25 protein-coding genes are annotated in these 25,300 nt (G+C 71.2%); 15 read left to right on the plus strand and 10 right to left on the minus strand.

Annotation, left to right across the window (positions count from 1 at the left end; translation table 11 throughout):
* The first annotated feature begins 109 nt into the window (after positions 1–109).
* Complete coding sequence (locus tag ACWGIH_RS20745; protein WP_453450725.1) at positions 110–1,762, plus strand: penicillin-binding transpeptidase domain-containing protein; 1,653 nt, start codon at positions 110–112, stop codon at positions 1,760–1,762.
* A gap of 34 nt (positions 1,763–1,796) precedes the next feature.
* Here ACWGIH_RS20745 and ACWGIH_RS20750 read toward each other — a convergent pair whose 3' ends face one another.
* A complete protein-coding gene (locus ACWGIH_RS20750; protein ID WP_453450724.1) occupies positions 1,797–2,501 on the minus strand; it encodes a ribonuclease H family protein in 705 nt (234 codons plus the stop codon).
* A gap of 59 nt (positions 2,502–2,560) precedes the next feature.
* A complete protein-coding gene (locus tag ACWGIH_RS20755) occupies positions 2,561–3,148 on the minus strand; it encodes an acyl-CoA-like ligand-binding transcription factor (protein WP_453450745.1) in 588 nt (195 codons plus the stop codon).
* Positions 3,149–3,254: 106 nt separating this feature from the next.
* Between ACWGIH_RS20755 and ACWGIH_RS20760 the strand changes: the two genes are divergently transcribed.
* Positions 3,255–4,193 (plus strand): oxidoreductase, encoded by a 939-nt coding sequence (locus ACWGIH_RS20760; protein WP_453450723.1) that lies wholly within the window; start codon positions 3,255–3,257, stop codon positions 4,191–4,193.
* Positions 4,194–4,275: 82 nt separating this feature from the next.
* Here the strand turns inward: ACWGIH_RS20760 and ACWGIH_RS20765 are convergent, their stop codons facing one another.
* Positions 4,276–4,809 (minus strand): GNAT family N-acetyltransferase, encoded by a 534-nt coding sequence (locus tag ACWGIH_RS20765; RefSeq protein ID WP_453450722.1) that lies wholly within the window; start codon positions 4,807–4,809, stop codon positions 4,276–4,278.
* 306 nt (positions 4,810–5,115) lie between these two features.
* Positions 5,116–5,415, minus strand: a complete 300-nt coding sequence (locus ACWGIH_RS20770) for a DUF6506 family protein (protein ID WP_453450721.1) — start codon at positions 5,413–5,415, stop codon at positions 5,116–5,118.
* A 196-nt stretch (positions 5,416–5,611) separates the two neighbouring features.
* Between ACWGIH_RS20770 and ACWGIH_RS20775 the strand changes: the two genes are divergently transcribed.
* From ACWGIH_RS20775 to ACWGIH_RS20795, 5 genes are all read left to right on the plus strand, one after another.
* Positions 5,612–6,283 carry an enoyl-CoA hydratase-related protein gene (locus ACWGIH_RS20775; RefSeq protein ID WP_453450720.1) on the plus strand — a complete coding sequence of 224 codons (672 nt, stop codon included), beginning with the start codon at positions 5,612–5,614 and terminating at the stop codon, positions 6,281–6,283.
* Positions 6,284–6,313: 30 nt separating this feature from the next.
* A complete protein-coding gene (locus ACWGIH_RS20780) occupies positions 6,314–6,847 on the plus strand; it encodes a hypothetical protein (RefSeq protein WP_453450719.1) in 534 nt (177 codons plus the stop codon).
* Between the two features lie 121 nt (positions 6,848–6,968).
* Positions 6,969–7,226, plus strand: coding sequence for a hypothetical protein (locus ACWGIH_RS20785; protein ID WP_453450718.1), 258 nt, complete (start codon positions 6,969–6,971; stop codon positions 7,224–7,226).
* A gap of 85 nt (positions 7,227–7,311) precedes the next feature.
* Positions 7,312–7,752, plus strand: a complete 441-nt coding sequence (locus tag ACWGIH_RS20790) for an STAS domain-containing protein (protein WP_453450717.1) — start codon at positions 7,312–7,314, stop codon at positions 7,750–7,752.
* A gap of 90 nt (positions 7,753–7,842) precedes the next feature.
* On the plus strand, positions 7,843–10,977 hold the full coding sequence (locus ACWGIH_RS20795; RefSeq protein WP_453450716.1) for a discoidin domain-containing protein: 3,135 nt from the start codon (positions 7,843–7,845) through the stop codon (positions 10,975–10,977).
* 75 nt (positions 10,978–11,052) lie between these two features.
* On the opposite strand, the gene ACWGIH_RS20800 is transcribed toward ACWGIH_RS20795, so the two are convergent.
* Positions 11,053–11,946: an NADP-dependent oxidoreductase gene (locus ACWGIH_RS20800; protein WP_453450715.1), complete on the minus strand. Its 894-nt coding sequence runs from the start codon at positions 11,944–11,946 to the stop codon at positions 11,053–11,055.
* 87 nt (positions 11,947–12,033) lie between these two features.
* On the opposite strand from ACWGIH_RS20800, the gene ACWGIH_RS20805 reads away from it, so the two are divergent.
* The gene (locus ACWGIH_RS20805; protein WP_453450714.1) at positions 12,034–12,603 is read left to right on the plus strand and encodes a TetR/AcrR family transcriptional regulator; all 570 of its coding nucleotides are present in this window, start codon (positions 12,034–12,036) and stop codon (positions 12,601–12,603) included.
* 48 nt (positions 12,604–12,651) lie between these two features.
* Here the strand turns inward: ACWGIH_RS20805 and ACWGIH_RS20810 are convergent, their stop codons facing one another.
* Entirely contained in the window at positions 12,652–13,563 is a 912-nt protein-coding gene (locus ACWGIH_RS20810) for a helix-turn-helix transcriptional regulator (protein WP_453450713.1), read from the minus strand.
* 190 nt (positions 13,564–13,753) lie between these two features.
* On the opposite strand from ACWGIH_RS20810, the gene ACWGIH_RS20815 reads away from it, so the two are divergent.
* The 3 genes from ACWGIH_RS20815 (at position 13,754) to ACWGIH_RS20825 (ending at position 15,952) form a co-directional block, all read left to right on the plus strand.
* Positions 13,754–14,770 (plus strand): zinc-dependent alcohol dehydrogenase family protein, encoded by a 1,017-nt coding sequence (locus ACWGIH_RS20815; RefSeq protein WP_453450712.1) that lies wholly within the window; start codon positions 13,754–13,756, stop codon positions 14,768–14,770.
* 86 nt (positions 14,771–14,856) lie between these two features.
* Positions 14,857–15,270 carry a (R)-mandelonitrile lyase gene (locus ACWGIH_RS20820; protein ID WP_453450711.1) on the plus strand — a complete coding sequence of 138 codons (414 nt, stop codon included), beginning with the start codon at positions 14,857–14,859 and terminating at the stop codon, positions 15,268–15,270.
* A gap of 118 nt (positions 15,271–15,388) precedes the next feature.
* Complete coding sequence (locus ACWGIH_RS20825; protein ID WP_453450710.1) at positions 15,389–15,952, plus strand: GNAT family N-acetyltransferase; 564 nt, start codon at positions 15,389–15,391, stop codon at positions 15,950–15,952.
* A 9-nt stretch (positions 15,953–15,961) separates the two neighbouring features.
* Here the strand turns inward: ACWGIH_RS20825 and ACWGIH_RS20830 are convergent, their stop codons facing one another.
* Positions 15,962–16,897, minus strand: a complete 936-nt coding sequence (locus ACWGIH_RS20830; RefSeq protein ID WP_453450709.1) for a hypothetical protein — start codon at positions 16,895–16,897, stop codon at positions 15,962–15,964.
* A gap of 167 nt (positions 16,898–17,064) precedes the next feature.
* The gene (locus ACWGIH_RS20835) at positions 17,065–18,333 is read right to left on the minus strand and encodes an aminotransferase class I/II-fold pyridoxal phosphate-dependent enzyme (protein ID WP_453450744.1); all 1,269 of its coding nucleotides are present in this window, start codon (positions 18,331–18,333) and stop codon (positions 17,065–17,067) included.
* A gap of 297 nt (positions 18,334–18,630) precedes the next feature.
* On the opposite strand from ACWGIH_RS20835, the gene ACWGIH_RS20840 reads away from it, so the two are divergent.
* The 4 genes from ACWGIH_RS20840 to ACWGIH_RS20855 all read left to right on the plus strand — a co-directional run bounded on the left by ACWGIH_RS20840 (position 18,631) and on the right by ACWGIH_RS20855 (position 22,018).
* Positions 18,631–20,184, plus strand: coding sequence for an alpha/beta hydrolase (locus ACWGIH_RS20840; protein WP_453450708.1), 1,554 nt, complete (start codon positions 18,631–18,633; stop codon positions 20,182–20,184).
* Between the two features lie 114 nt (positions 20,185–20,298).
* A complete protein-coding gene (locus ACWGIH_RS20845; protein ID WP_453450707.1) occupies positions 20,299–20,715 on the plus strand; it encodes a hypothetical protein in 417 nt (138 codons plus the stop codon).
* Positions 20,716–20,797: 82 nt separating this feature from the next.
* Entirely contained in the window at positions 20,798–21,358 is a 561-nt protein-coding gene (locus tag ACWGIH_RS20850) for a DoxX family protein (protein ID WP_453450706.1), read from the plus strand.
* 192 nt (positions 21,359–21,550) lie between these two features.
* Entirely contained in the window at positions 21,551–22,018 is a 468-nt protein-coding gene (locus tag ACWGIH_RS20855) for an RDD family protein (RefSeq protein WP_453450705.1), read from the plus strand.
* A gap of 81 nt (positions 22,019–22,099) precedes the next feature.
* On the opposite strand, the gene ACWGIH_RS20860 is transcribed toward ACWGIH_RS20855, so the two are convergent.
* Together ACWGIH_RS20860 and ACWGIH_RS20865 are read right to left on the minus strand one after the other, a co-directional pair.
* On the minus strand, positions 22,100–23,782 hold the full coding sequence (locus tag ACWGIH_RS20860) for an ABC-F family ATP-binding cassette domain-containing protein (RefSeq protein WP_453450704.1): 1,683 nt from the start codon (positions 23,780–23,782) through the stop codon (positions 22,100–22,102).
* 298 nt (positions 23,783–24,080) lie between these two features.
* Positions 24,081–25,250 (minus strand): damage-control phosphatase ARMT1 family protein, encoded by a 1,170-nt coding sequence (locus tag ACWGIH_RS20865; RefSeq protein ID WP_453450703.1) that lies wholly within the window; start codon positions 25,248–25,250, stop codon positions 24,081–24,083.
* Positions 25,251–25,300: the final 50 nt, after the last annotated feature.

Below are 25,300 nucleotides of genomic sequence, written 5' to 3' on the forward strand. Positions count from 1 at the left end.
GCCGGGCGCGGCGAACCCCGCCACCCGTCGCCCCGGCCCTGTCCCCCGTCCCCGCCCTCTTCCGAACGCTCCGCTGCCCGCAGCGGAAAGCCATGACAAGGAGCCCTCGATGACGGATGTCGCACCCCTCACCGGCCACGGCCGCAGACCCGCCGGCCCTGGCAGCCGCGGTCCCGGGAAGGGAACCCGCGTGGTGGTCGTGGCGGGCCTGACGCTCGCGCTGGCCGCGGGCATCGGGTACGCCGCGGAGCTCGGTCCCTTCGACCCGGGGCCCGCGATACCCGACCCGGAGGCGACCAGGCAGGCACGTGCCTTCCTCGCCGGCTGGGAGGCCGGGCGCATGTCACGGGCGGCGGCACTGACGTCGAGCCCTGAGCAGGCGGAGCGCGTCCTGAACAGCTTCACCGCGGGGCTCGACATCAGTGGGCCGGACCTGACTCCGGGTGCGGCCAAGACCGGTGAGGACGGCACCGTGACCGTGGCCTTCACCGCCAAGATGCCCGTCACCGGCCTCGGCACCTGGAGGTACGCCTCCGCCCTGCCCCTGCGCAAGCAGGACGACGGCACCTGGAAGGTGGAGTGGGCACTGTCCCTCGTGCACCCGAAGCTGAGCAGCACGGAGAAGTTCCGTCTGGAGCGGGAGGACACCGCAGGGCCCGAGATCAACGACCGGGACGGGAACACCCTGTCGAGCAAGACGCACCCTTCGCTGGGCCCGCTCCTCCCGCAGATCGCCGGGGGCGCCGGCGCGGGCCCGCGCGGCGCGGTGCGGCTCGTCGACCGGGCCACCGGTGAGGTCAAGGGCACCGAAGCCACCTTCGGCAAGAAGTCCGACCGGCCCGCCGACCGGCCCGTGACCACCACCCTCGACGCCACCTGGCAGTCCGCCGCGGAGAAGGCCCTCGCCGCCGAAGCCGACGGCAAGGACGCCGCGCTCGTCGCCCTGCGGATCGACGACGGTGAGATCCTGGCGGTCGCCAACTCCCCCTCGTCCGGGTTCAATCGCGCCGTCTCGGGCACCTACGCGCCGGGCTCCACCTGGAAGATCGTCACCACCAGCGCGCTGCTCCTCAAGAATGCGGTCGCGCTCGACGACGTGGTGGACTGCCCCAAGTACCTCACCGTCGGCAAGCGGTTCCAGAACGTGGAGGCCTCCGAACACCGGGGTGCCACCTTCCGCAAGGACTTCACCACCTCATGCAACACCGCCTTCATCAGCCTGCGCGACAAGGTCGATGACAAGGAACTGGGTGAGGTCGCCGGGAAGTACTTCGGGGTCGGGCAGAAGTGGGGTGTCGGCATCTCCTCGTACGACGGGTCGGTCCCGACCCCGCGGGATCAGACCGAGAAGGCCGCCTCGATGATCGGGCAGGGCAGAGTGCAGGCCAACCCGCTGATCATGGCGTCCGTCACCGCCACGGCGGTGTCCGGCACCTTCCATCAGCCCAGCCTGACGGGCGGCGCCGAGGACACGACGAACACCACTCCGCTGCCGCGCGAAGTCGTCACGCAGCTGCGCGAGTTGATGCGCACCACGGTCACCGACGGCACGGCCTCGGTCCTTGCCGACCTCCCCGGCGAGGTGGGGGCGAAGACGGGTACGGCCGAGGTCTCCGACGACGCCCCCAACAACGGCTGGTTCGTCGCGTACCGCGGCAATGTCGCCGTGGCGTGCGTCGTCGAGAAGGGCGTCACCGGCGGCGCGTCGGCCGGGCCCGTCATCCGCAGTCTGCTGGGCGCCGTGCCCGACGATCCGTCCTGACGGTCACCGCATCCCCTGGCCGCTGCCGCGGGCCTCAGGAATCCCGGCACTCCACGTGACCCCAGCCGTGCGCGTTCTTCGCGATCTTCTCACCGGCGGCGTAGGGCTTCTGGCAGTGGCAGCGGCCGGGGAACTTGGCCTTGATGACACCGCCCCCGCCACCCTTGCCCGTCTTCGCGCCGGAACTCTTGCCCGCGCCGGAGCTCTTGCGCGGCCGTGCGGCGGGCGAGGCCGTCATGCGCTCGGGCCGCGGCTCCGGGATCGTGACCGCTCCGTGCACGGTTCCCGCGGGCTGCTGCGTCGTGGCGGCGTCGCTGGCCGCGACGTCGGCGATCGCGTTGAGGTGGTCGCCGTCCGCCTGGTGGGCCGCGACGTGCCGGAAGGTGACCGCGCGGCCCTGCAGGAGTGCGTCGATGCGCACGACGAGTTCCTTGTTGGCGACCGGCTTCTTCGCTGCGGTCAGCCAGCCGTTGCGCTTCCAGGACGCGATCCACTTGGTGACGGCGTTCATCGCGTACTGGCTGTCCATGCGGACCTCCAGCGGCACGGCCGCATCCGTGGACTCCAACAGCTCGGCCAGCGCGGTCAGTTCAGCCACGTTGTTGGTCGTGTCGCCGAGCGGCCCCGCCTCCCACCGCTGCGGGCGCTCGTCGGCGTCGGCGACCACCCAGGCCCAGGCAGCGGGCCCGGGATTCTTCTTCGCGGCTCCGTCACAGGCGGCGATGATCAAGTCAGACATCCCTCGATGATGCCAGCCTCCGGGAGTCTCGAAGGCCACCGCCCCTCCGGCGCCGACCCCTAGACCTCGGGGGCGTCGAGCGCCGGGGCGACGACGGCGAAGGCCCGATCGGTCAGCTCGGCCGGGTCCTCGACGCCGTCGCTGTCGCTCCAGCGTCGCAGCACCGCGTCGAAGGCGGACAGTGCCATGCCCGCGGCCAGCCGCGGGTACAGGTCCACGCCCGCGTCACGCCCCACACGTCGCGCCACCTCTCCCGTCAGGTCGTCGCCCCACTGCGCCTGATGCTCCAGGAAGCGTGCGCGCAGCGCCGGCGTCCGCAGGATCAGCCGCACCACCGGCAGCACCCGCTCCGAGTGATCACCGCAGGCGGCCAGCGGGACCCACACCGCGTGCCGCAGCGCCACGGAAGGCCGCTCGTCGGCGGGGCGCGCCGCCAGCTCCGCGTGGATGCCGACGCCCATGTCGGCCAGGAACTGGACGACCACGTCCTCCTTGGACGCGAAGTACCGGAAGAACGTCCGCCGGGAGACCCCCGCGGTGGTGACGATCTCGTCGATGGTGACCGCGTCGAACCCCTTCCGGGCGAGGAGTTGCAGCGCCGCTTCGGTCAACTCGTTCGAGACGAGCTGTCGCTTGCGCTCGGCCATGGTCACTTCGGGGCGGGAACTCACCGGGCCATGGTACACGCCATGCCTTGCATGACACTCGGAATCACTCTTGACACTGAGTGCCACGAGCGACAACATGTGCCGCATGACGCAGCAACAGCGCTGGACAGCCGACCAGATCCCCGACCAGACCAAGCGGGTGTTCGTCGTCACCGGGGCCAACAGCGGCCTCGGTCTTGCGACCACCCGGGCGCTCGCCCGGCACGGCGGGCACGTGATCCTCGCGGTGCGGGACGAGGAGAAGGGCCGCCGGGCGGTCGCGGAGATCACCGCCGCGCACCCGGACGCGAGCCTGGAGGTACGCCACCTCGACCTGGCCGACCTCGACTCGGTCCACGGCTTCGCCGACGGAGTGCGCGCCGACCATCCACGCCTCGATGTGCTCATCAACAACGCGGGGGTGATGGCGCCGCCTCGTACGCTCAGCAAGCAGGGCCACGAGCTGCAGTTCGCCTGCAACCACCTCGGCCACTTCGCGCTCACCGGCCTGCTGCTGGACCTGTTGACCGCCGGGCGCGACCCCCGCGTGGTGACGGTGAGTTCGATCAACCACCGCCAGGCGCGCCTCCACTTCGACGACCTGCACGGCGAGCGCGGCTACAAACCCATGGGCAACTACAACCAGTCGAAGCTCGCCAACGCCGTCTTCGGCAAGGAACTCCACCGCCGCCTCGCCGGGTCCGGCAGCCCGGTGCGCAGCGTGCTCGCCCACCCCGGCTACACCGCCACCAACCTCCAGATGGGCATGCCGACCGCTCTGTGGCGGGTGGTGCTCGGGCGCATCGGCAACCCGCTGTTCGCCCAGCGCCCTGCCGACGGCGCGCTGCCCCAGCTGTACGCGGCGACCGAACCGGGCGTGGAGAGCGGCCAGTTCATCGGCCCCGGCGGTCTGGCCGAGCTGCGCGGCGCACCGACCCGGGTGCAACTGGCCCCCGTGGCAGCGGACGAGGAGACCGGGCGGCGCCTGTGGGAGCTGTCGGAGCAACTCACCGACGTACGGTTCACCTTCCCCGCCGCCGTATAGGCGCTCGGACGGTTCACGTCGGACTTTTGGGGCCGCCGGGTCCGTGCCGGGACCGCGACGGCCCCGGCACGGCAGGCTTCGGCTAGATGCCGAACGGCATGGCGTAGCGCACCATGCCGCCGGGCAGCGGGTGACCGGCGTCAAGGGCGAGGGCCATCAGGGCCTCGTCCGGGACGTCGATGCTGATGCCGATGCCGTGCGTCGAGGCGCGAGTGAAGCCGAACCGCGGATAGTACGCCGGGTGCCCGAGGACGGTGACGAAGCGCTCGCCCCGGTCCTTGGCCAGGTCGAGCGCGGCACGGATCGCCGCGGAACCCGCACCGGTCTTCTGGTACTCGGGGAGTACCGCGACGGGGGCCAGACACAGCGCAGGAGTGTCCCCGATGTGACAGCGGGTCAGGAGCGCGTGGCCGACGAGCTTGCCGTCCTGGCCGGTGGCCACGACGGACAGCCCGTCGATCCACGCGGGGTCGGCGCGCAGTGCGTCGACGAGGTCGGCTTCCGCGGGGGTGTCGAAGGCAGCGACGACGACGGCGCGCACGGTGGGAAGGTCAGCGCTGGTCTCGGCGCGCGTGATCCAGGTGTTGCTCACGTCGTTGCTCACGTTGTTGCTCATGATGGATGAGGATCCATTTCATGGTGGGTTCGTGTGGGTGGAGCCCCGCGAGCTCACGCTCCCTGCGAGGCGAATCCAGCTGAGATCAGGCCACGACCCGGGACGTGAGGACGATCCGGGCGGCGCGCATGGCAGTGGCCTCGAGCGCGGTCATCAGCCCCAACTCCCGTCATCCTCGAGCCGGAACCCACGAAGATCCGGAACACACGAACGCCGACGATCTTATCATCCGGCCGCTTTCGGACACATGGCGCGCGGGGCGCGGGCCGAAGCGGGCCGAGACCGCCCCGCCCCGGCCTCACGTACTCAGGAGAAGATCGCATGGACCTGGTCGACCGCTTCGGGTCCGTAGCCGACGACGCCCACCGGGACCGCACCGTCGATGGCCTCGATGATGCGCCCGGCCCACACGGGCCCGAAGCCTCCGCAGACCTCGATCAGCTGCACCCCCTCGTCGACCAGGCGACGCGCGGCCGCCACACCCTCCTCCGGCTTGGCCACCCCCACAAGGATCGTGCGGCACTGCCCGGTGTCGACGACGTTCACGTCTCCCTTGGCGTCGCTGCCTGCCGCGGTATAGATGAAGCCCCAGCTGGTGAGCGCCATGAGCGCTGCCCCCTCACTCCCGGTCGCCCGGATCCGGCCATCGATGTCGAGGCCGCTCCAACGCCGCGACCTCTTGAATGTTCTATGCCATGACCCATAAGTTACCGAGCAGTATCGACAGTCGTCCGGTCCGTGGCCGCGCCTTCGCCGCCTCAAGAGCGGCGCTTGCCGACCCCATCGACCCGAGGGAGTCACCATGCCCACACTCGACCGCCAGGACGACGTCTTCGTCCTCGACCTCGGGGACGGCGAGAACCGCTTTCACCCCGACTGGCTCGCCTCCGTCAATGCGGCGCTCGACGAGGTGGAGAAGGCGGACGGGCCCCGCGCCCTGGTGACCGCCGCGACGGGGAAGTTCTTCTCCAACGGCCTCGACCTGGACTGGCTCTTCGCCCATGCCGACCAGCATCAGGACTACGTCACCACCGTCCAAGCCCTGCTGGCGCGTGTGCTGTCCCTGCCGGTCGTCACCGTGGCCGCGCTGCAAGGGCACACCTTCGCTGCCGGGGCGATGCTCTCGCTGGCCCACGACTTCCGCGTGATGCGCGCCGACCGCGGCTTCTGGTGCCTGCCGGAGGCCGACATCAACATCCCCTTCACCCCGGGCATGTCCGCGCTCATCCAGGCCAGGCTGACCCCGCAGACCGCACACGAGGCCATGACGACCGCCCGACGCTACGGCGGCCACGACGCCCTGGCCGCCGCGCTGGTCGACCGGGCGGTGGACGAGGACGCCGTACGCCGGACCGCCGTGGAGATGGCTCAGACGCTGGCCGGCAAGGCCGGTCCCACTCTCGGCACCATCAAGTCCCGTATGTACGCGCCCGCCCTGACCGCCCTGCGCGACAAGGACAACCCTCTCGGCTGACACCGGCAGCCGCTGCGCGAAGATGCGTGGATGGACCCCGACCACGCACGCGTCCACCTCGCACGCGTCGACCGCTCCCCGGCCGGCCACTCGCCAACCGACCACTCCCTCGTCGACCACTCCCTCGTCGGCCACTGGAGCAGCCTCCCGTTCTCCTACGGCGTCATGGAGGCCTCCGAACTGGGTCTGCTCGGCGACGGCCGGGGCTGGAGCTCGTGGTTCACCTTCGAGGCGCTGTGTGTCACGCGCCTCGTCTGGAGATGCCCGGAGCCGGGAGTCGTCGAGCTGCACGCGAAGTGGATCGTGGAGGGAACTCTCGCCGACGGCCCCGGCCCCCCGGCGTTCTCCCTGGTGGAGTCGACCACGCGGGTGGACGACGTCACCCGCCATCCTTTCGCCGTCGCTCCGGCGACACCTCTGCCGGGAGCGGATGCCGTGACCGCGCTCAATTTCGACGAGCCGGTCGAGTTCTGCTCCCAGTACGCGAGGAGGTCCGGGCAGATCCGGCCCGAGGACGACCCTTCGCACCACGTACTGCCGTATCAACAGGGCGGCACCTCGTGATCGAACCCGGCTGGTTACGATCAACCCAGCCGGGAGCCGTGCCGCACACAGGTCGCCGTGCCGGAGCGCCATGGCGCCACGGCGGGAGCCCCGCACACCGACGTGCCCGGGAGGCACAGCCGTGAACACCGACGCCGCCACCGGCCTGCTCCACCTGATCGCCGCCGAGCCGACCTTGCTCGCCGCCGCGCCACCCGGCACCCCCGACGAGATCCTGCTGCGCCGCGCCCGCGACGAACAGCACCCCTGCCTGGCCTGCGGCCGCCCGGCGAACTGTGCCGTCATCGTCCACTCCCCCGCGGACGACCGCGTACTCGACGTGTGCTCGCCCTGCTGGGACACGGTCCGTCGGGCCAATGAGGCGAGCAGCCAGGCGTAGAGAGGGATGGACGGGGGACTCGGGACCGAGGCAGATTGTGTGCCGACATGCACACGGGCTTCCGCGACGACCCCAGGGAGGCGCGATGTCGACGCAGACCCATCGCCTCATCATCCACGAGCTCGCGCGGTGCGAAGAGTGTGCCGTGTTGCGTGTGAGCGGTGAACTCGACCGGAGCGGCGAGAAGTTCTTTCTGCGCACTCTCGGCGCTTCCGTCATGGCGGGTCATCGACATCTCGTGCTCGACGTGACGGCGCTGGTGTTCTGCGATTCCCGTGGACTCAACTGCCTGCTCGGGGTGCGGTGGCTGCTGCGGCGCCGCGAGGGGCAGTTGCTCCTTGCCGGAGCGGGGCGGCATCTCGCCGAACTGCTGACGGCGACCGGCAGCACGGAGATCTTTCCCCGCTACCTCACGGTGGGCCAGGCCCTGTTGACCCTGCCTCCCGCGCACCGCCCGACGTGGCCACCCACGCCCTCACCCCGCTCCGACGGTGCGCCGACCGACTCCCCGCCGCTCAGTTCCTGAACACCTGGCGACAGAACCCTTGACGTGCCCGTGAGGCCCCCAAAGAATGATCGAGCTCTGACAACGTTGTCTACGGGAAGGTCGCGCACGATGCCGCAGCACGCCTGGGGAACCACACGCCGTCAAGCTCTGCAGTTGCTCGGGGTGTCCGGTGCCGTGGCGGCCTTCCCGCTCACCCTCGGCACGGGACCGGCAGCGGCTGCCGCGCAGGCGCGGGCGGAGACGGAGACGGAAGCGGACGCCGTCGCGGACACGTACTACCGCGTCCTGCTCTCCCACACGCGCTGGTCCGAGACCCAGTGGGACGCCGCCCAAGGCCACTACACCAGCAAGGACTTCGGCTTCGCCGTCGTGCTCGGCAACGCGGTGCTGCTGACCCGCGGCCCCTACGACGCCGAGCGGGCCGGAGTCACCAAGGAGACGCTGCGCACCCGTACGCTCGCCACGCTGAAGCACTTCGCGGCCTCGAACCGGCTGACGGGCGGCAGCCAGTGGGGCCGCAAGCTGTTCTTCGACACCACCTTCCAGTCCTACTTCGTCCTGGCGGCACGGCTGCTCTGGGACGACCTCGACGAGGCGACGCGGCACAACGTCGACACCATCGTCCGCGAACAGGCCCGCTACACCGAGGCGTTGGGCACCAAGGACGACCCGGACTCCGGCGACTGGTCTCCGCACGGGCTCACCGGCGGCCACAAGGGCGACACCAAACTCGAGGAGATGGGCATCTACGCCCAGGCGCTCGCCCCGGCCCTGGCCTGGGCGAGCGACGACCAGCGGCAGGACGCGTGGCGCGCGGCCTTCGGCCGTTGGAGCCGCAACGAGGCGGGGCTGCCCGCGGCCGACCTCGCCAACCCCGCCCGGGTGGACGGCGTCGCGGTCAGCGAGAACACCGCGCAGAACCTGTACGACACCTTCATCGTCGAGAACCACGGGTCCTTCGGACCGCACTACCAGGAAGAGCTCTGGCGCACGTCCGGCCGCAACTCCGCCCACTTCCTCGCGGCGGGCCGGCCCCTGCCCGAAGTGCTGACCGCCCAGCCCAACGCCGCTCCGCTGTGGCGCACGCTGCTCGGCGTGATGAGCGACGCGGGCGAACCCCTGATGCCGATGGTCGCAGACCGCGAACACCTCTACGGCCGCGACATCATCCCCCTCGCCTTCCTGGCCCAGGTCGTCGGCGACCGGGCCGCGGCCGCCTGCGAACGCGCGCTCGCCGAACGCCTTGAGGGGTATCAGGAGTATCCGCCGCAGTACCGCATCGCGAAGTTCTCCGGCGAGCCCAAGTACGAGCCGGAGGCGCGCGCCGAGCTGGCCATCAGCTACCTCCTGCACGAATGGCGAGACCGGTCCGGCCAGCGACGCGTCCGCCCCCTCGCCCCGAGCGAACTCTTCGAGCAGGCCAGCGGCGTCACCGACCACGGAGCGGGACCCGGCCTCGTCTCCCACCAGTCCCCCGGCGCCTGGGCCGGCACCGTCACCAAGCCGGACTTCGTGAAGTTCGCCTGGCAACCGGCCCACGACGACTGGCTGTTCGCGCTCAGCGGCCCGACGCCCATGTTCCTGCCGAGCACGCGGGCGAAGGTCGTCGAGCGGTCCTCGGTCACGTACACGCGACTGCGGGACGGCTTCGACGGGAGCGCGAGCCTGCTGACCCTGGATCACGGCTTCGCGGGGTTCACCACGCTGCCGTCGGGCGCCGTGGTCTACGCGACGTCCGGCACGGCGGACGGCGAGGGCCACCTGGAGGTGCGCAACCTGTCCATGGACGGCGTACCTGGCCTGGACGGCAGCCGTACCTATCGTGCCGCCGAGGGAAGCACCACCGTCAAGGCGAAGACCGGGGACCAGTCGTCGGCCGGGGCACGTACCGACGAACTCACCTTCCCCCGAGGCCAGTTCCGGCACCTGCGCATGCTCGGGGTGCGACCCGACCCGATGTACGGCTACTCGCTGTACTCCTTCGAGATACGTGACGGCGCCTCGGGCGACGACCTGGCCCGCGGTGGTGGGGCGAAGGCGTCCGCCTCCTCGTTCGAACCGGGCCGAGAGCCGGCGCTCACGATCGACGGCGACGGTCCGAGCCGCTGGGCGGTGTCGCGCGCGGACCGGCCACGGGCCGACAGCTGGATCGCCGTCGACCTCGGTTCCTCCCGGTCCGTGGACCGCGTGACGCTGCGCTGGGAGGCCGCGGCGGGGCGCGCCTACCGGCTTCAGGGGTCGGCCGACGGACAGGAGTGGAGTGACCTGGTCGCCTGGCCGCGACCTGATCTGACCAGCCGCGGGCAGTGGCTGGACATCGACGGCCGCGCCGGTCTCGTCGTGCGCGGCGGAGCCCATCCGATCGCGGTCTACGGCGACACGGTCGTCCTCTCGGACGGCCCGGCCGAGAGTCTGGTGGTCGAAGGGCTCCCTGGCGCGACGACGGACGAACTGCGCGCCGCGGCCGCCGGCAAGACGCCGACGACGGACTCCGAGGACGTCAAGGTCGCCCTCACCGAGCACCACCTGAGCCTTTTCAACCTCTCCGCCGAAGCGGTGACCACGACGGTGACGATCGCTCGCACGTCCTCCTCACGTGAGGTCCGGCTCTACGAGGGCACGCAGACCCTCACGGAGTCCGGCACGGCTCTGCGCGTCGATCTCCCCGCCGCCTCAGCCGTGTTGGCGCCGCCCCGCCTCACCCTGTCCGCGCATCGCCTTCCCGTGGGCCTGCGGGCCGAGGTCGTCGACGGCGGCACTGTGCGGCTGAGCGGTCCCGCCTGCCGGGTCACCGTCTCGGCGCAGGGCAGGCGGGTCGGCGCCACGGTACGCGCCGGCCGCACGACCACGGTCACCGTGCCGCGCGCCACGCCGTACCCCCGCTCCGACCTGGCGCTGGGCCGCAACACCTTCCCGACATCGCCGCTGCCGCCCGGCATGACGGACCCCGAGGCCGCCGTGGACGGCGACGAGACCACCGCGTGGAAGGCCGGGCAGGACGACCGCATGGTCGTCGACCTCGGCAGCGAGCAGCACATCGGCGAGGTCCGCACCCGGTGGCGCGGAGGCCATGCCCCGGCCTCCCAGATGGAGTTCAGCCTGGACGGCATTACGTACGACGGCTCCGCTCGGCTGTCGACGCGTGGCACCCTGCGTGTCGACCGCACCGCACGTTATGTGGCTCTGCGTGTCACCGCCCGCTCCGGGGGTTCTCTGACCACGTTGACCGTCACCTCGCGGTGAGCTAACGCTCGCAGCTGAAAGACGCCGGGCCCCGTACCCCGCACCGGAGGCGGTGCGGGGCACAGGGGCGCACGGTCAGATCGCGATGACCCGCCGCCCCCGCGAATGGCCCGCCTGGCTGTCGATGTGCGCCGCCGCGGCCTCGGCGAGCGTGTACGACTTCTCGACCGGGATGTGCAGCCTGCCTCCCGAGATCAGGGCGGCGGCCTCGGCCAGCGCTTCGGGCACGCTGCCTGCCACGCCGGAGAACCGGACACCGAACTCGGGCGCACCGAGATCCGCGATGGAGATCACCTTGCCCGGGTCCCCGGTCAGCTCGACGAGCTCCCGGAGCACGCCGGAGCCCGCCAGATCGAGGGCCGCGTCGATCGGGCCGAGCTCCCGCACCCGCTCGACCCAGCCATCGCCGTACGTCGTGGCGTGGGCACCCAGGCCACGCAGATAGTCCTGGTTCGCGGCCCCGGCCGTGCCGATCACGGTGATGCCGCGGTCGCGGGCGATCTGCAGGACCGCCGACCCGACTCCCCCGGACGCACCGCTGACCAGCAACGTCTGCCCGGGCCGCACACCGACCTCGCTGATGACACGAAGCGCGGTCTCCACGACGGAGGGGTACCCGGCCGCCTCTTCGAACGTCAGCCGCTCGGGCATGCGGGCCCAGGCCGAAAGGACCGCGAACTCGGCGTACGTGCTCGCCCCTTCGCCGAACACGCGGTCGCCGACCGTGACCCCCTGGACTCCCTCACCGACCTCGTCCACCACACCCGCCGCGTCCAGCCCGACGCCGGAGGGCAACTCGGTCGGATGCGCCCCCAGGATCTGGCCTTCGCGAATCCTCCAGTCGACGGGATTCACCCCTGCCGCCCGCACGGCGATGCGTATCTGGCCGAGGCCCGCATGGGGCTCCTCGGCATCCAGGAGTTGCAGGACCTCGGGACCGCCGAACTCGGCGAAGCTCACTTTCTTCATGCGGCAGACCGTAACACTAACCGTTAGTGTTTTAGAACGGTTAGCCTTTCAGAACGACTACAGCTTTGTATTTGATAGCGTCATGCCATGACCGAGCCGTCCGGACGCCGTGAGCGCAAGAAAGCAGCGACCCGCCAGAAGATCGCTGAAGCCGCCCTGCGGCTCTTCCTGGAACGCGGGTACGACGCGGTGGGCATCCGTGACGTGGCCGCCGAGGCGGACGTGGCCGTCACCACGCTCTTCTCCCACTTCGCCTCGAAAGAGGCCCTGGTGTTCGAGCAGGACGCGGACTTCGAGCAGCGCCTCACGCGCGCGGTGACCGACCGGGCGCCGCACGACCCGCTCATGCCCGCGCTGCGCCGCGAGGTCCTGGCGCTGGTGCGGCATTGCACGGCGAACGGCTCCGCCCCGATGTGGCGCATGATCGAGGGAACGCCCGCGCTGCGGGAGTACGAGGAGTCGATGAGGCTGCGTCACGCGGACTCGCTGGCGACGGCCATCGCCGCGGATCCCGGCCTGTCACGGTCCACGACAGCCTGCAGGGCGATCGCGAGGTTCGTGATCGACGCCCATGCGGTGGCACGTGAGGCAGCCGAGCCCGAGGCCGCGGTGGACGAGATCTTCCTGATGATCGAGGCGGCCTGGAAGGTCACCTGACCGCGGAGTGGCCTGCATCGCCCGATGCCGCGAGGACCACGCTTCGCGTCAGCTCGACGTGGACTGTGACGAAGGTGCCGGGGTCCCGTCCGACGGGTCGGCGTCCGCCGCGGTCCAGGAGGCCAGTAGGCGCAGGCCCTCTTCGGAGGGCGAGCCGGGCTCGGCGGCGTAGATGGTCAGGGTCAGACCTGGTTCGGCGGCCAGCTCCAGGCCCTCGAAGGCAAGGGTGAGCTCGCCGACCACCTCATGGCGGAAGCGCTTGGTGCCGGTCCCGTGGTGGCGGACGTCGTGGGCGCCCCAGCGGGTGCGGAACTCCTCGCTGCGGGTGGACAGTTCACCGACGAGGTCGTGCAGATCCTTGTCGTACGGATTGCGCCCGGCCTCGGTGCGCAGGATGGCGACGGACACGTCGGCGAACCGCTCCCAGTCGGGGTAGAAGCGCCGCGACGCGGGATCGAGGAACTGGAAGCGCGCGAGATTCGCCTGGTTCCCCGGGGCGGCGTAGACATCGCGGTAGAAGGCGCGGGCGAGCCGGTTGGTCGCGAGGATGTCCGTGCGGCCGTTGCGTACGAACGCGGGCCCCGCCGTGATCGCGTCAAGCGTCCACTGCAGGCTGCGGTGCGGCTTCCACTGGTCCTTGGCGCCGCGGCGGCGCCGGGGGCGGGCGAGGGCGTCGGAACCATCGGCGGCCTGCGCCAGATTCTGCAGGTGGGCGCGTTCGGCCTCGCCCAGTTGCAGCACCCGGGCCACCGCTTCGAGGACGCCCGGCGAGACACCCGCGAGGTTGCCGCGTTCAAGTTTGGCGTAGTACTCGACGCTCATGTCGGCCAGGGCCGCGACCTCGCTGCGCCGCAGGCCCGGCACACGGCGTCGGGAGCCCGCGGGCAGCCCGGCCCGCTCCGGGCTGATCTTGGCTCGCCGCGAGGTCAGGAACTCGCGGACCTCATCACGGTTGTCCATGCACCGACCGTACGACCCGAGCGTCGGCGGAGCCATGTACTGCCGGTACACCCCTCATCCGTAACTCGCTGCGCGCGGGAATGCGCGGTTCCCTGGAAGACGTGGCACACCCCGGAAACCCGGGATCCGCCCGAGCCGACCCCGAGCGGGCTCGAGCGGCCCGTCCCTCAGCACGTTAGGAACCACCCTCATGCGCGGCGCAGTGATCCACGCCCCCGGCGACGTACGCTTCGAGACACTCGACGACCCGAAGATCCTCAAGCCCACCGACGCGGTCATTCGCACGGCCGTCACCTGCGTGTGCGGCTCCGACCTGTGGCCCTACCGCGGCGCGGAGCCGATCGGCGAGCCGCACCCGATGGGTCACGAGTACGTCGGCTTCGTGGAGGAGGTCGGCAGCGAGGTCACCTCGGTGCGGCCGGGCCAGTTCGTCGTCGGCTCGTTCGCCACCTCGGACAACACCTGCCCCAACTGCCTCAACGGCTTTCAGTCCAACTGTCTGCACCGCGAGTTCATGAGCACCTGCCAGGCCGACCACGTGCGCATCCCCAACGCCCAGGGCACCCTCGTGGCCACCGATGAGACGCCCGACGAGGCCTTGTGGCCCGGCCTGCTCGCCGTCTCCGACGTCATGGGCACCGGCTGGTGGGCCGCCGACGCCGCCGAGGTCAGGCCCGGCTCCACCGCCGTCGTCGTCGGCGACGGCGCGGTCGGCCTGTGCGGTGTCATCGCCGCGAAGGAGATGGGCGCGGAGCGGATCATCGCGATGAGCCGCCACGAGTCCCGGCAGAGGCTCGCCCTGGAATTCGGCGCCACCGACATCGTCACCGAGCGCGGCGACGAGGGTGTCGCCCGCGTCAAGGACCTGACGAACGGCATCGGCGCCGACAGCGTCCTGGAGTGCGTCGGCACCGCCCAGGCGATGCGGCAGGCCCTGCACACGGCCCGGCCCGGCGGCAACGTCGGATTCGTCGGCGTCCCGCACGACGTCGCCGTCGACGGACAGGAGCTCTTCTTCTCGCACGTCGGGCTGCGGGGCGGGCCCGCGCCCGTGCGCCGCTACCTGCCCGACCTGATCGACCGTGTCCTGACCGGCGCCATCGACCCCGGCAAGGTCTTCGACCTCACCCTGCCCCTCGACGAGGTCGCCGAGGGCTACCAGGCCATGGACGAGCGGCGCGCGATCAAGGCACTCCTCAAGCCGTGACCCCGTTCGCGCGGCCCGGCCTCGGTGTCCTGGGCCGCCACGCTTCCGCAACGACGCCATCGAATCGACAGGAAACCCGAAACCCCATGGAATTCATCAAGCCCCAGTCCACCAGCAAGGCACCGACCCAATGGTTCACCGGAGACGTGTGGTGGGACGTCATCGTCGCCGGTCAGGAACCGTCGAGGATGCGCGCGAACCTCGTCCGCTTCTCCCCCGGCGCCCGTACCAACTGGCACTCCCACGCCGTGGGCCAGACCCTGCACATGGTTTCCGGCGTCGCCTTGATCGGCACCCGCGACGGCACCATCCTCGAAGCGCACCCCGGTGAGACGGTCAGCTGCCCGCCCGACGAGGAGCACTGGCACGGCGCCGCCCCCGACCGGTTCATGGAACACATCGCCATGTGGGAGGGCACCGGCGACGACACCCCCGAGACCCGGTGGGCGGAACCCGTCACCGACGAGCAGTACGGCGGCCCTCGCAGCTCCAACCGGTAGCGACGCGTCGCAGGCAACGGTTCCGCCCGGTCCGCCCAGTCCCCCGCCGGCCTCACGGAGCGGTGACCTGCGGAAATGCAGGAGCACCCCGCAGCAAGGTCGCGTAGGGTGCGGCGACATGAATCAGGTTTCCAGTGACACCGTCCGTCCGATACGCGCCGACGAGTGGGCCAAGGTCAAGGAGTTGCGGCTCTGTGCGCTCAAGGACCCGGTGGCTCCGATCGCCTTTCTCGACACGTATGAACAGGCCGCCGCCGAACCGGACTCCTTTTGGCAGCAGCGGGCCGAGGGGGCGGCCGACGGGACGCGCGTGCGCCAGTTCGTGGCCGAGGCCGGGGACGGGACCTGGAGCGGCACGGTGGCCGTGCTCATCGAGGACGCGGACACCGAGGACGTGTTCGGCGGGGCGATCGAGCAGCGTCAGGCGCATGTCATCGGTGTCTTCGTCCGTCCCGAGCACCGCGGAAGCGGAGTGATCGACGCGCTCTTCACGACGGCGGTCAGGTGGGCGTGGTCGGTGCCGGACGTGGCGCGGGTGCGCCTGTACGTGCACGAGGACAACGCGCGGGCCGAGCGGTTCTACCGCCGCTTCGGGTTCGTGCCCTCCGGGGTGACCGTCCCGATGAAGGGCGATCCCGCCAAGAGGGAGCGCGAGATGGTTCTCCACCCGGCCGACCGCTAGCCGTCGTCCTCAGGGGCGGATGCGAACGCCGTGGCGGGTGCGCATCCGGCGCAGTTCCCACAGGGCCACCGCGGTCACGGTCACGGGGCCGCCGAGAACCGCGCACCACTGTGCTGCCGGCGGGCCGTGCGGCAGACCGCCGTCGAGCGCGACGCTGAAGAGCATCAGCTCCCAGACGAGTACGACGGTGAGCGCGGCCGGCAGAGCGGCGTGCACGTTGGACGTGTTGAAGGCATAGCGGGCGGCGTACGCGGAGGCGAAGAGCAGGAAGGGCAGCAGCCAGACGAGGCCGATGAGCAGCGCGAGCGCGATGAGGCCGTTCACGAGCGTGCCGTGGTTCTGCTTGAGCACCAGGGTGCTGCCCGCCAGCACGAGGCCGACTCCCGCCAGGATGCCGACGTACCAGGCCACGGCCTTGAGCGGCGCACGCAGCCGGGAGCGCAGCACACGCCGCTGCTCGGCGGGCGCGTAGCGGATGAAACCGAGGATGACCAGCGGTCCGGTGAAGATCAGCAGCAGCGGGGCGAGGATCAGCTTCACGACGCCGTCGTTGGCGACACCGCTCCAGCCGTCGTCCGCGCCATAGGCGTAGATCAGGCCGAAGCTTGCGGCCGCGCCGACGATCGCGCGCCCCAACTGCACCTTCGACACGAGCGGGTCCGCTACGTGGCCGGCGCCGGGCTGGTTGAAGATCGCCTCGGCACGGCGGCGGGCCGAGCGGATGAACGGGATGAGCGGCGAGACGAAGAAGAGCGCGCACCCGGAACGCCGCCGCCGGACGGGCTGTGGCGGGTACGGATACGGCTGCGGGGGCGGATACGGCCCGGGGTGCGGCGGCCCGTACGGATTCGGGCCGCCGCCTCCTTGCGGGTCGTACGGATAGGGGCCGCCGCCCTGCGGATGGCCGTTCGCCGGGCCCCAGCCCTGATGTCCCCCGTGTGCCACGGTTCCCCCTCGCCTCCTGCGACGCTTCTGAGCGCGCGCAGTTTACTGGCCGGAACCGGACGGGCGTGACCAGGGCCGAGGACCGGAAACGGGCGGCCCGCAGCTCCCGGCGTCCTCGGAGCCCGGCCCTTGCGGCCAGGCGTCCTCGGAGCCAAGGGTCCTTGGCGTCAGGCGACCTGCTGCTCGTAGCCCACGAGCCGCACGCACACGGCGAGCCCGGCGATGGCCTGCTCCAGCTCCGCCAGGCTCGGGTAGCTCGGCGCGATGCGGATGGTGGCGTCGCGCGGGTCGTCGCCGTACGGGTGGGTGGCGCCGGCCGGGGTCAGCACGATGCCCGCCTCGGCGGCACGGCGTACGACCTCCTTGGCGCAGCCGTCGGTCACTTCGAGCGTGACGAAGTAGCCGCCCTTGGGGTCGGTCCAGCGGGCGAGACCGGTCCCGCCGAGCTCTGCCTCGAGGATCCGGGCCACGGCCTCGAACTTCGGCTGGAGCAGGGCGCGCTGGCGCTCCATGTGCGCGCGCACTCCGTCGGCGTCCCGCAGGAACATGACGTGCCGCAGTTGGTTGATCTTGTCCGGGCCGATCGACCGCTTCGAGTTGTTGGCGAGCAGCCACTTCAGGTTCGCGGGCGACGAGCCGAAGAAGGCGACGCCCGCACCCGCCGCGGTGATCTTCGAGGTGGAGCCGAAGACGAAGACACGGTCCGCGTTCCCGGCGGCAGCGGAGGCGGCGAGCAGGTCGGCGATCTCGACGGGCTCCGCGGTGAGGTGGTGGGCGGCGTACGCGTTGTCCCAGAAGATCCGGAAATCGGGCGCGGCGGCCTGCATCGAGGCGAGGCGGGCGACGGTCTCGTCGCTGTAGCAGACACCGTCGGGGTTGCTGTACTTCGGGACGCACCAGATGCCCTTGACGGACGGGTCCTCGGCGACGAGCCGCTCCACGACGTCCATGTCCGGGCCCTCGGCGGTCATGGGCACGGGGATCATGTCGATCCCGAACCGCTCACAGAGGGCGAAGTGCCGGTCGTAGCCGGGGGTCGGGCACAGGAAGGCGATCCGCTCCTGGTCCACCCAGCGCGACTCGGCACCCGGCACCACGCTCAGCAGCGCGTGCACCAGGCAGTCGTGCATCAGCTCGAGGCTGGAGTTGCCGAGCGCGAGGAGCTGGCCCGCCGGCACCTGGAGCACGTCGGCGAAGATCTCCCGGAGCTCCACGAGACCCTGCAGACCGCCGTAATTGCGCACGTCCGTGCCGTCGGCGGAGGTGTGCCGCCCGCCCGGCAGGCTCAGCAGGTCCTCGGAGAGGTCGAGCTGCTCCGGCGACGGCTTGCCGCGCGTGAGGTCGAGCGAGAGCCCGCGTCCTGCGAGGTCCTGGTAGTCCTGGCGGGCCCGCTCAAGGAGCCCGGTCACGGCGTCGGGGCTCAGCTCGGTGGTCATCATGTGTCCTTACGTTGTCGGCACTGCCCGGGCCTGTGAGCTGCACGGGTCGGTGCCGGGGGCATCGGCACTGCCCGCCGAGGATACAAAGCAATGACCCGCCCGTGCCCAGCCAGGTGGCGCGCGTCACTCTCCGGGGGTCGCGGCCGTGCTCATGAGCACGGCCGCGGGAACGGCTGCGGGGCGGGGGCTAACCCCCGCAGGCATCGGCCGGGTGACCTGATGTTCCGCCGCCTTCCGAGCTCATAGCGTCGGCCGCGTCCCTCTTTCTTGTGCCAGTTGATCCTTAGGAGCACGATGCGCGGCCTCACCCCTTTACTCACGGTCGGTCTCGGCCTGGCCGGGTTGCTTGGCGGAGCGGTGCCTTCGGTGGCGGAGTCCTCCCCTGCCGGCCGCCGCCCCCTCTCTGCTCATCAGCAGCAGCGGCTCAGCTGGGGGCCGTGCTCGAAGGCGCAGGAGGAGCTGAACGCCGCGGAGGCGCAGTGCGCCGAGGTGACCGTTCCTCTCGACTACTCCGCTCCCGGCGGGCGCACCCTTCAGATCGCGGTCTCACGCATCAAGGCCAAGGCCTCGTCCCAGCGGCGCGGGATCCTGCTGTCCAATCCCGGTGGGCCCGGTGGCAGCGGGATCGCTCACACCCTCGCGTTGCGGCCCGCGCTCAAGGGGGTGGCGGACGATTACGACCTCATCGGGTTCGACCCGCGTTTCCTCGGCGAGAGCTCCCCGATCACCTGCGGACCGGCCGCTCCGCCGACCCCGCCCGGACCCTCGACGTCACCCCGTGCGGACTTCGACGCGTCGGTGCGCGGCGCGCGGGACACGGCGCGGCGTTGCCAGGAGCACGGAGACAACGCGGAACTGCTGCCCCATGCGTCGTCCCGGAACGTGGCCCGGGACATGGACGTCATCAGGGCAGCCCTCGGCGAGCGGAAGCTGTCGTACTACGGCATCTCCTACGGGGCCGATCTGGGCGCCGTATACACGCAGATGTTCCCGCGCCGCACCGACCGCATGGTCATCGACTCCTCGACGGACCCGGCGGCCACCCAGTACGAACTGTTCCAGAGCTCCGGCGAACCCGCCGAGGAAGCGCTGGACGAATGGGCCGCCTGGACCGCCCGCCGCCACCACGTCTACGGGCTCGGCCGCACGGCCTCTCAGGTGCGGGCGCGCGTCGAGCAGCTCCTCGTACAGGCCGAACGCCGGCCGGTCGGCGTCGCGGGGCAACGCCTCAACGCCCCTGTCCTGAGACTGCTGTTGAAGCAGCCCGTTCAGCACGAGGAGAACGATCCGACGCTGGCCGCGATCGTGCGTGACCTGGTCGACGCCGCGGCGGGGAAGCTCGTCGAACCGGGCCCCGAACTCGCCGCGATGCTGGACCTGCTCGCCTCGCCCGACCTGGCGGACAGCATGGTGGGCGGTGCGCTCTTCATGTGCGGCGACGGCGGCTGGCCCGCGGGCGGCTGGCCCAAGGACCCGGAGACGTACTGGCGGAGCAGCGAGCGCAGCCGCGGCACCCAGCCCGTGTTCGGCCCCTACGTCAACGGCATGATCGCCCCGTGTGCGTTCTGGCCCGGCGAGCCCCGCGAACCGGGCACCGCCGTCGCCAACGACGTACCCGTACTGATGCTGCAGGCCCGTCGCGACAACAACACCCCTTATGACGGTGCCCAGGCCCTGCACCGCAAGCTGACCGGCTCGCGCCTGATCACCGCGGACATCCGCTCCCACGGCGTCTACGGCCGCGGACTCGGGGGCCTTCGCCCCGTCCCCTGCGCCGACCGCGCGGTCAACGACTACCTGCGCACCGGCGTCCTGCCCGCCCACGACATCAACTGCACCCGGCGGTAAGGGCGGGAGCGGCTCACGAGCTGCCCGTCCGCCGACGGGTACGACCCTGTTCACGGCACGTGCCTCATTTCCCTCCTGTGCCCGCCGCCGGCTCTGGCCTACCATCACTCGGACATGGCGACACGGGAGAGGCGACCCCAGGGCGGTGCGGTGCGCACGGCCCTGTTCGCCATGGCCTTTCTCTTCCTTGTCCCCTTGCTCGGGATCGACGGGCCGTCGGGCACCGCGGTCGCCGCCGTCGCCGAGGACCGCGGCGCGACCGCCGTAGGCTTCGGCCCGTACGCCGAGCGCGCGGCCGACAGCCGTGACAACGGCCGTGACCGGTCCCGCGACGCCGGCCGCGGTTGTCACGAGGGCGAGAACAGGACGCCGCGCGGGGCGTTGCCCGCTCCCGAGCGGACCAGCTCACCGGCCTTCGCGACGGCCCCCGCGCACTACGAGCCGCCGGACGACGCCCCTGCCCTGCCCGGCACATCTCCCCCGGACGCGACGTCCGTCGACCTCTACAGAACCCAGGTCATCAGAACGTAGACGGGATCTCTCCACCCGCACCCCGCCGACCGGGCCGGTCGGCAGCACCCCGTCGCCTTCATCGACAACAGGAGAGATCCGCATGCCCCTTTCCACTTCCACAAGGACGTACACCGCCGCCCCGGGCGGCCCCGACTCCCCGCTCGCCTCCGCGCGGTACGGCGGTGACATCGGCCTGCTCCTGCTGCGCTGCGCGGTCGGTCTGACCATGGCCGTGCACGGCAGCCAGAAGCTCTTCGGCTGGTTCAACGGCGCGGGCCTCGACAGCACCGCCGGCTTCTTCGCGAGCGACGGCTACTCCGCCCCCAAGACCATGGCCACGGTCGCCGGTCTGACGGAGACGCTCTGCGGCCTCGGTCTGGCCATCGGCCTGCTCACCCCGCTCGCCGGGGCGGGCATCGTCGGCATCATGCTCAACGCCATCGCCATGAAGTGGGGCAACGGCTTCTTCAACCCGTCCGGCATCGAGTACGACCTGGTCCTGCTCACCGCTGCCGTGAGCCTCGCCCTCGCCGGCCCCGGCAGGTTCGCCGTCGACCACCTGCTGCCGGTCCCGCGCACCCACCGCCTCTCCCACGGCATCGCCGCGGTGGCCCTAGGCGCCGTCTCGGCCGCCGTGGTCCTGGTGGCCCTGCACGACTGACCACGCTCAGTCTTGCGCCGCCCCCGCCGGGCCCGTCCCGGCGGGGGCGTGTCCGGTGCTCGGACGATGTCACCGGAGCCGCCCGCCGCCCCGCTCGACAGGTGCGCGATCCCGGGCAGTAGCGTGCGGGCCGGGCCGAGCGGTTGCCGGCCCGTTCGGACACTGGACAGGGAAGAGACCGGAAACAGAGCCGTGGTCGACCAGCAGCACGCCCCCACCCGCACCCCCGCCCGTGTCGCGCTCCCCTCGCAGGCGCGCAGAGTCACGGCAGCGGTCATCGACGCGCTTTTCGCCCTGGTGTGCGGCATCGCTGCCGGGGCCGCGGCCGGCGTGAGAGTGAGTGACGGAGTGGTCGAACTGCGGCCGCAGTCCCCCACGGTGTGGGGGCTGGCGCTCGGCGTGGCCGTCGGGGTGTCCTTCGTCAACCACGTCCTGCTCACTCAGGCCGCCAGGGTCAGTCTCGGGAAACTGATCACGGGGCTGCGGGTCGTACGCGCCCGCGACGGCCGGCGCCCCGGGCTCGTCCGGCTCACCGGCCGCTGGCTGTTCGGCTTCTACTGGATGATCGTCTTCGTCCCTCTGCACGCGGCGACGGACAGCGACGTGGAGCAGCAGGACGCGGTGGGAGTGTCCGTACGGCGCCGGACGGTACGTTCCTGATCCCGCGGGCGAACGGCCACGAACTCCTCCGCCTGGACGACGTGCTGAGCGGCCCACTTCGACCTGGTCACGGCCCAGGCCCTACGACGAGGGTTCTCCCGCGTCGGCCTGGCCCGGCGCCGCCAGTAGGTGGCGTACCTCCTCCGCGGTGGTCTCCACCAGCTCCTCCCCGACCAGCACCCAGCGGGTGACGCCGACCGACTCCAGGAACGCCAGGTCGTGGCCGGCGATCAGGAGCGCACCCTCGTACGACTCCAGGGCGCCGGTCAGCTGACGCACACTGGCCAGGTCCAGGTTGTTCGTCGGCTCGTCCAGCATCAGGAGCTGAGGGGCCGGAGCGGCGAGCATCATCGCCGCGAGCGCGGCGCGGAACCGTTCGCCGCCCGAGAGGGTGCCCGCCAGTTGTTCGGCGCGTGCCCCCTTGAAGAGGAAGCGCGCCAGCTGGGAACGGATGTGGTTGTCGGTGTGCCCGGGAGCCAGGCGGGCGACGTTCGCCGCGACACTCAGAGCGTCGTCCAGGACGTCCAGACGCTGCGGCAGGAATCGCAGCGGCACCGACGTCCTGACCTCACCGGACATGGGGGCCAGTTCCCCGGTGAGGGTGCGAAGCAGTGTCGTCTTGCCGGCGCCGTTGCGTCCCACCAGAGCGATGCGTTCGGGCCCCTGCACATGCAGGCTGCCTTCCTTCAACTTGCCGAAGCGGGGGCGCAGTTCGCGCACGCTCAGTACCGTTCGGCCCGCCGGGACGGCGGTGTGCGGGAGGCTGACGCGGATCTCGGCGTCGTCGCGGATCGCGTCCGCGGCCTCCTCGCGCCGCTCGCGCGCCTCGTTGAGCCGCTCCTCGTGCAGGCCCCGGAGCTTGTCCCCCGACTCCTGCGCTGAGCGCTTCTTCTCCCCCGCCACGATGCGCGGGGCGCGCCGCTGGGCGTCCATCTTCTTGCTGTGCCGCTGCCGGCGGGCCACCTTGACCTGGGTTTCCTCCAGTTCGCGCTTCTGGCGGCGCACGTCGGCCTCGGCGGCCCGCAGCATCCGCCCCGCCGCTTCCTGCTCTGTGGCCAGCGCTTCCTCGTAGGCGGACCAGCCGCCGCCGTACCAGCTCACCGATCCGGCGCGCAGTTCGGCGATGCGGTCCACGCGTTCGAGCAGGTCGAGGTCGTGGCTGACGACGACCAGGATGCCGGAGCGCCAGGAGTCGACGGCCTCGTAGAGCCTGCGGCGCGCGAACAGATCGAGGTTGTTGGTCGGTTCGTCGAGGAGGAGCACGTCCGGGCGCTCCAGGAGCAGCGCCGCCAGGCGCAGGAGAACGGTCTCCCCGCCGGACATCTCACCCACGGTCCGGTCGAGCCCGATGTCGCCGAGGCCCAGGGACCCCAGCTGGGCCAGGGCCCGCTCCTCGACGTCCCAGTCGTCGCCGATCGTCTCGAAGTGCTCCTCGCGTACGTCACCGGATTCGATGGCACGCAGGGCGGCACGCCGATCGGCGATGCCCAGGGCCTGGTCGACGCGCAGGCTCGTGTCGAGGGTGATGTTCTGCGGCAGATAGGCGAGGCTGCCGCCGACGGTCACCGACCCCTGCGCCGGGCGCAGTTGTCCGGCCAGCAGGCGCAACAGGGTTGATTTGCCCGCGCCGTTGGTGCCGACGAGCCCGGTGCGGCCTCGGCCGATGCTGACGGAGAGGCCGTCGAAGACGCTCGTGCCGTCCGGCCACCGGAACGACAGGGCGGAGCACGTCAGGGAGGTGCTGGGGGTGGTGGGTACAGACATGGTGGATCTCGCAGTCGCAGGCGCGGGCAGGGGGCGTCGTATGCGAGCACCACGCGGCGACCGACCGGAAAAAGGGGTGCGGCGGTCCGGAAGACAGAGGGACGGCTCATGCACCGAGGTCGCATCCACGCGGGGCCACGGGCAGGGCGGCAGGGCCGACTGCGGCGTGACGGGCGTACGGCGAGGGCCGTACGGCGCGATGTTCGCGAACCTCAGATGCGCAACGTCCACCTCTATCGGAGACAACAGGACCCTGGAAACGATAACGACCGACTGAGCGAATGGCAAAGCTTTGTGATCACCGCCGTGCCTGGATGAGGGCGTGGGTGCCGCTGGTGCGCCAGCCGTGGCCGTGTGCGGCGACGAGTTCCGCCTCGGTCCGCTCGTCGAGTCCGACGATCACGTCGGACTTCAGCGTTCGCAGGGCCGCCACGGGTCCGGGGAAGTACGCGGTGACCTCCTGGAAGGGGGTGGTGGCCGGCCACAGCCGGTCGCCGACCAGGCGCCGGTAGTTCAGGTCGCCCTTCATGACGGTCACGTCGGCTTCGGCGAACTCCTGGCGCAGGTCGTCGGGCATCCGCGCGTACGGCAGCGGGGCGCAGGAGAAGACGTGGCCGCGGACGGTGAGCCGGCCGCTGCCCATGGCCGTCCACAGGCGCTCGCCCACTTCTGCCGCGGCGCCCCGCGCGCCGTTCAGGCGGCGCAGGCAGTCGATGACGTCGGCGGTCATGGCGTCCGAGACGTAGTACGGGTAGGGCTTGACGTGCAGCACGACCCGCTCGGCACGTCGATGGCGCAGGAGGTGGTCGGCGAGGATGAGGTCAGGCAGCAGCTCGCGTCCGGCGTTGTCCGCGACCAGGCACAGCGTCGCTGCGCCGCCCTCGGGCAGCAGGGACCACAGCAGCTCGGAGTCGTCGGCGACGAGGCGTGCGTCGGCGGCTCCGGCCCCGCCGCCGCCCACGGCGAAGCCCAGGTCGGCGCGGTTGCCCCACAGCGAGCCCAGGAGCAGGGCCTGACGCTGCTCGTCGAGGGGCCGCGGGGCCAGCCGGTCGAGCGCGGCCAGTTCCTCGTCGGCCTCACCGGTGTGGAGTTCCGCCTGCTTGAACGGACGGAACGGGTCGATCCCCTGCCAGGGCCCGTCCTCGAAATACCCGACGGCCGCGAGGAGTTGGCGGTAGAAGTAGCTCTCGGCCCACAGGAAGGGCACGTCGAACCAGGACAGGCCGACGTACTCGCGGCCCCACTCCTCCCACAGGTGACGGTCGTGCGCCTCGGGTTCCGGCGGCTCGATCACGCCCTCCGTGGCCTGGGTCAGCAGTGCGTCGAGGGCGCGATGCTGCCCCGGCCCGTAGGGGAAGGCGTCACGCACCTTCTTGATGAGCGCGGGGTGCCGCTCGGCGAGCACGCTCCTGGAGAAGGAGCCGGGTACGTCGCTCAGGATGACGGGGGCGTCGACTGCGTCTGTCATGGCTTTCTGGTCCTCCGGTTCTGCTCTCGGCTACGGGCGCGCGGCGATGC

The organism is Streptomyces sp. NPDC054872 (genome assembly GCF_053610705.1).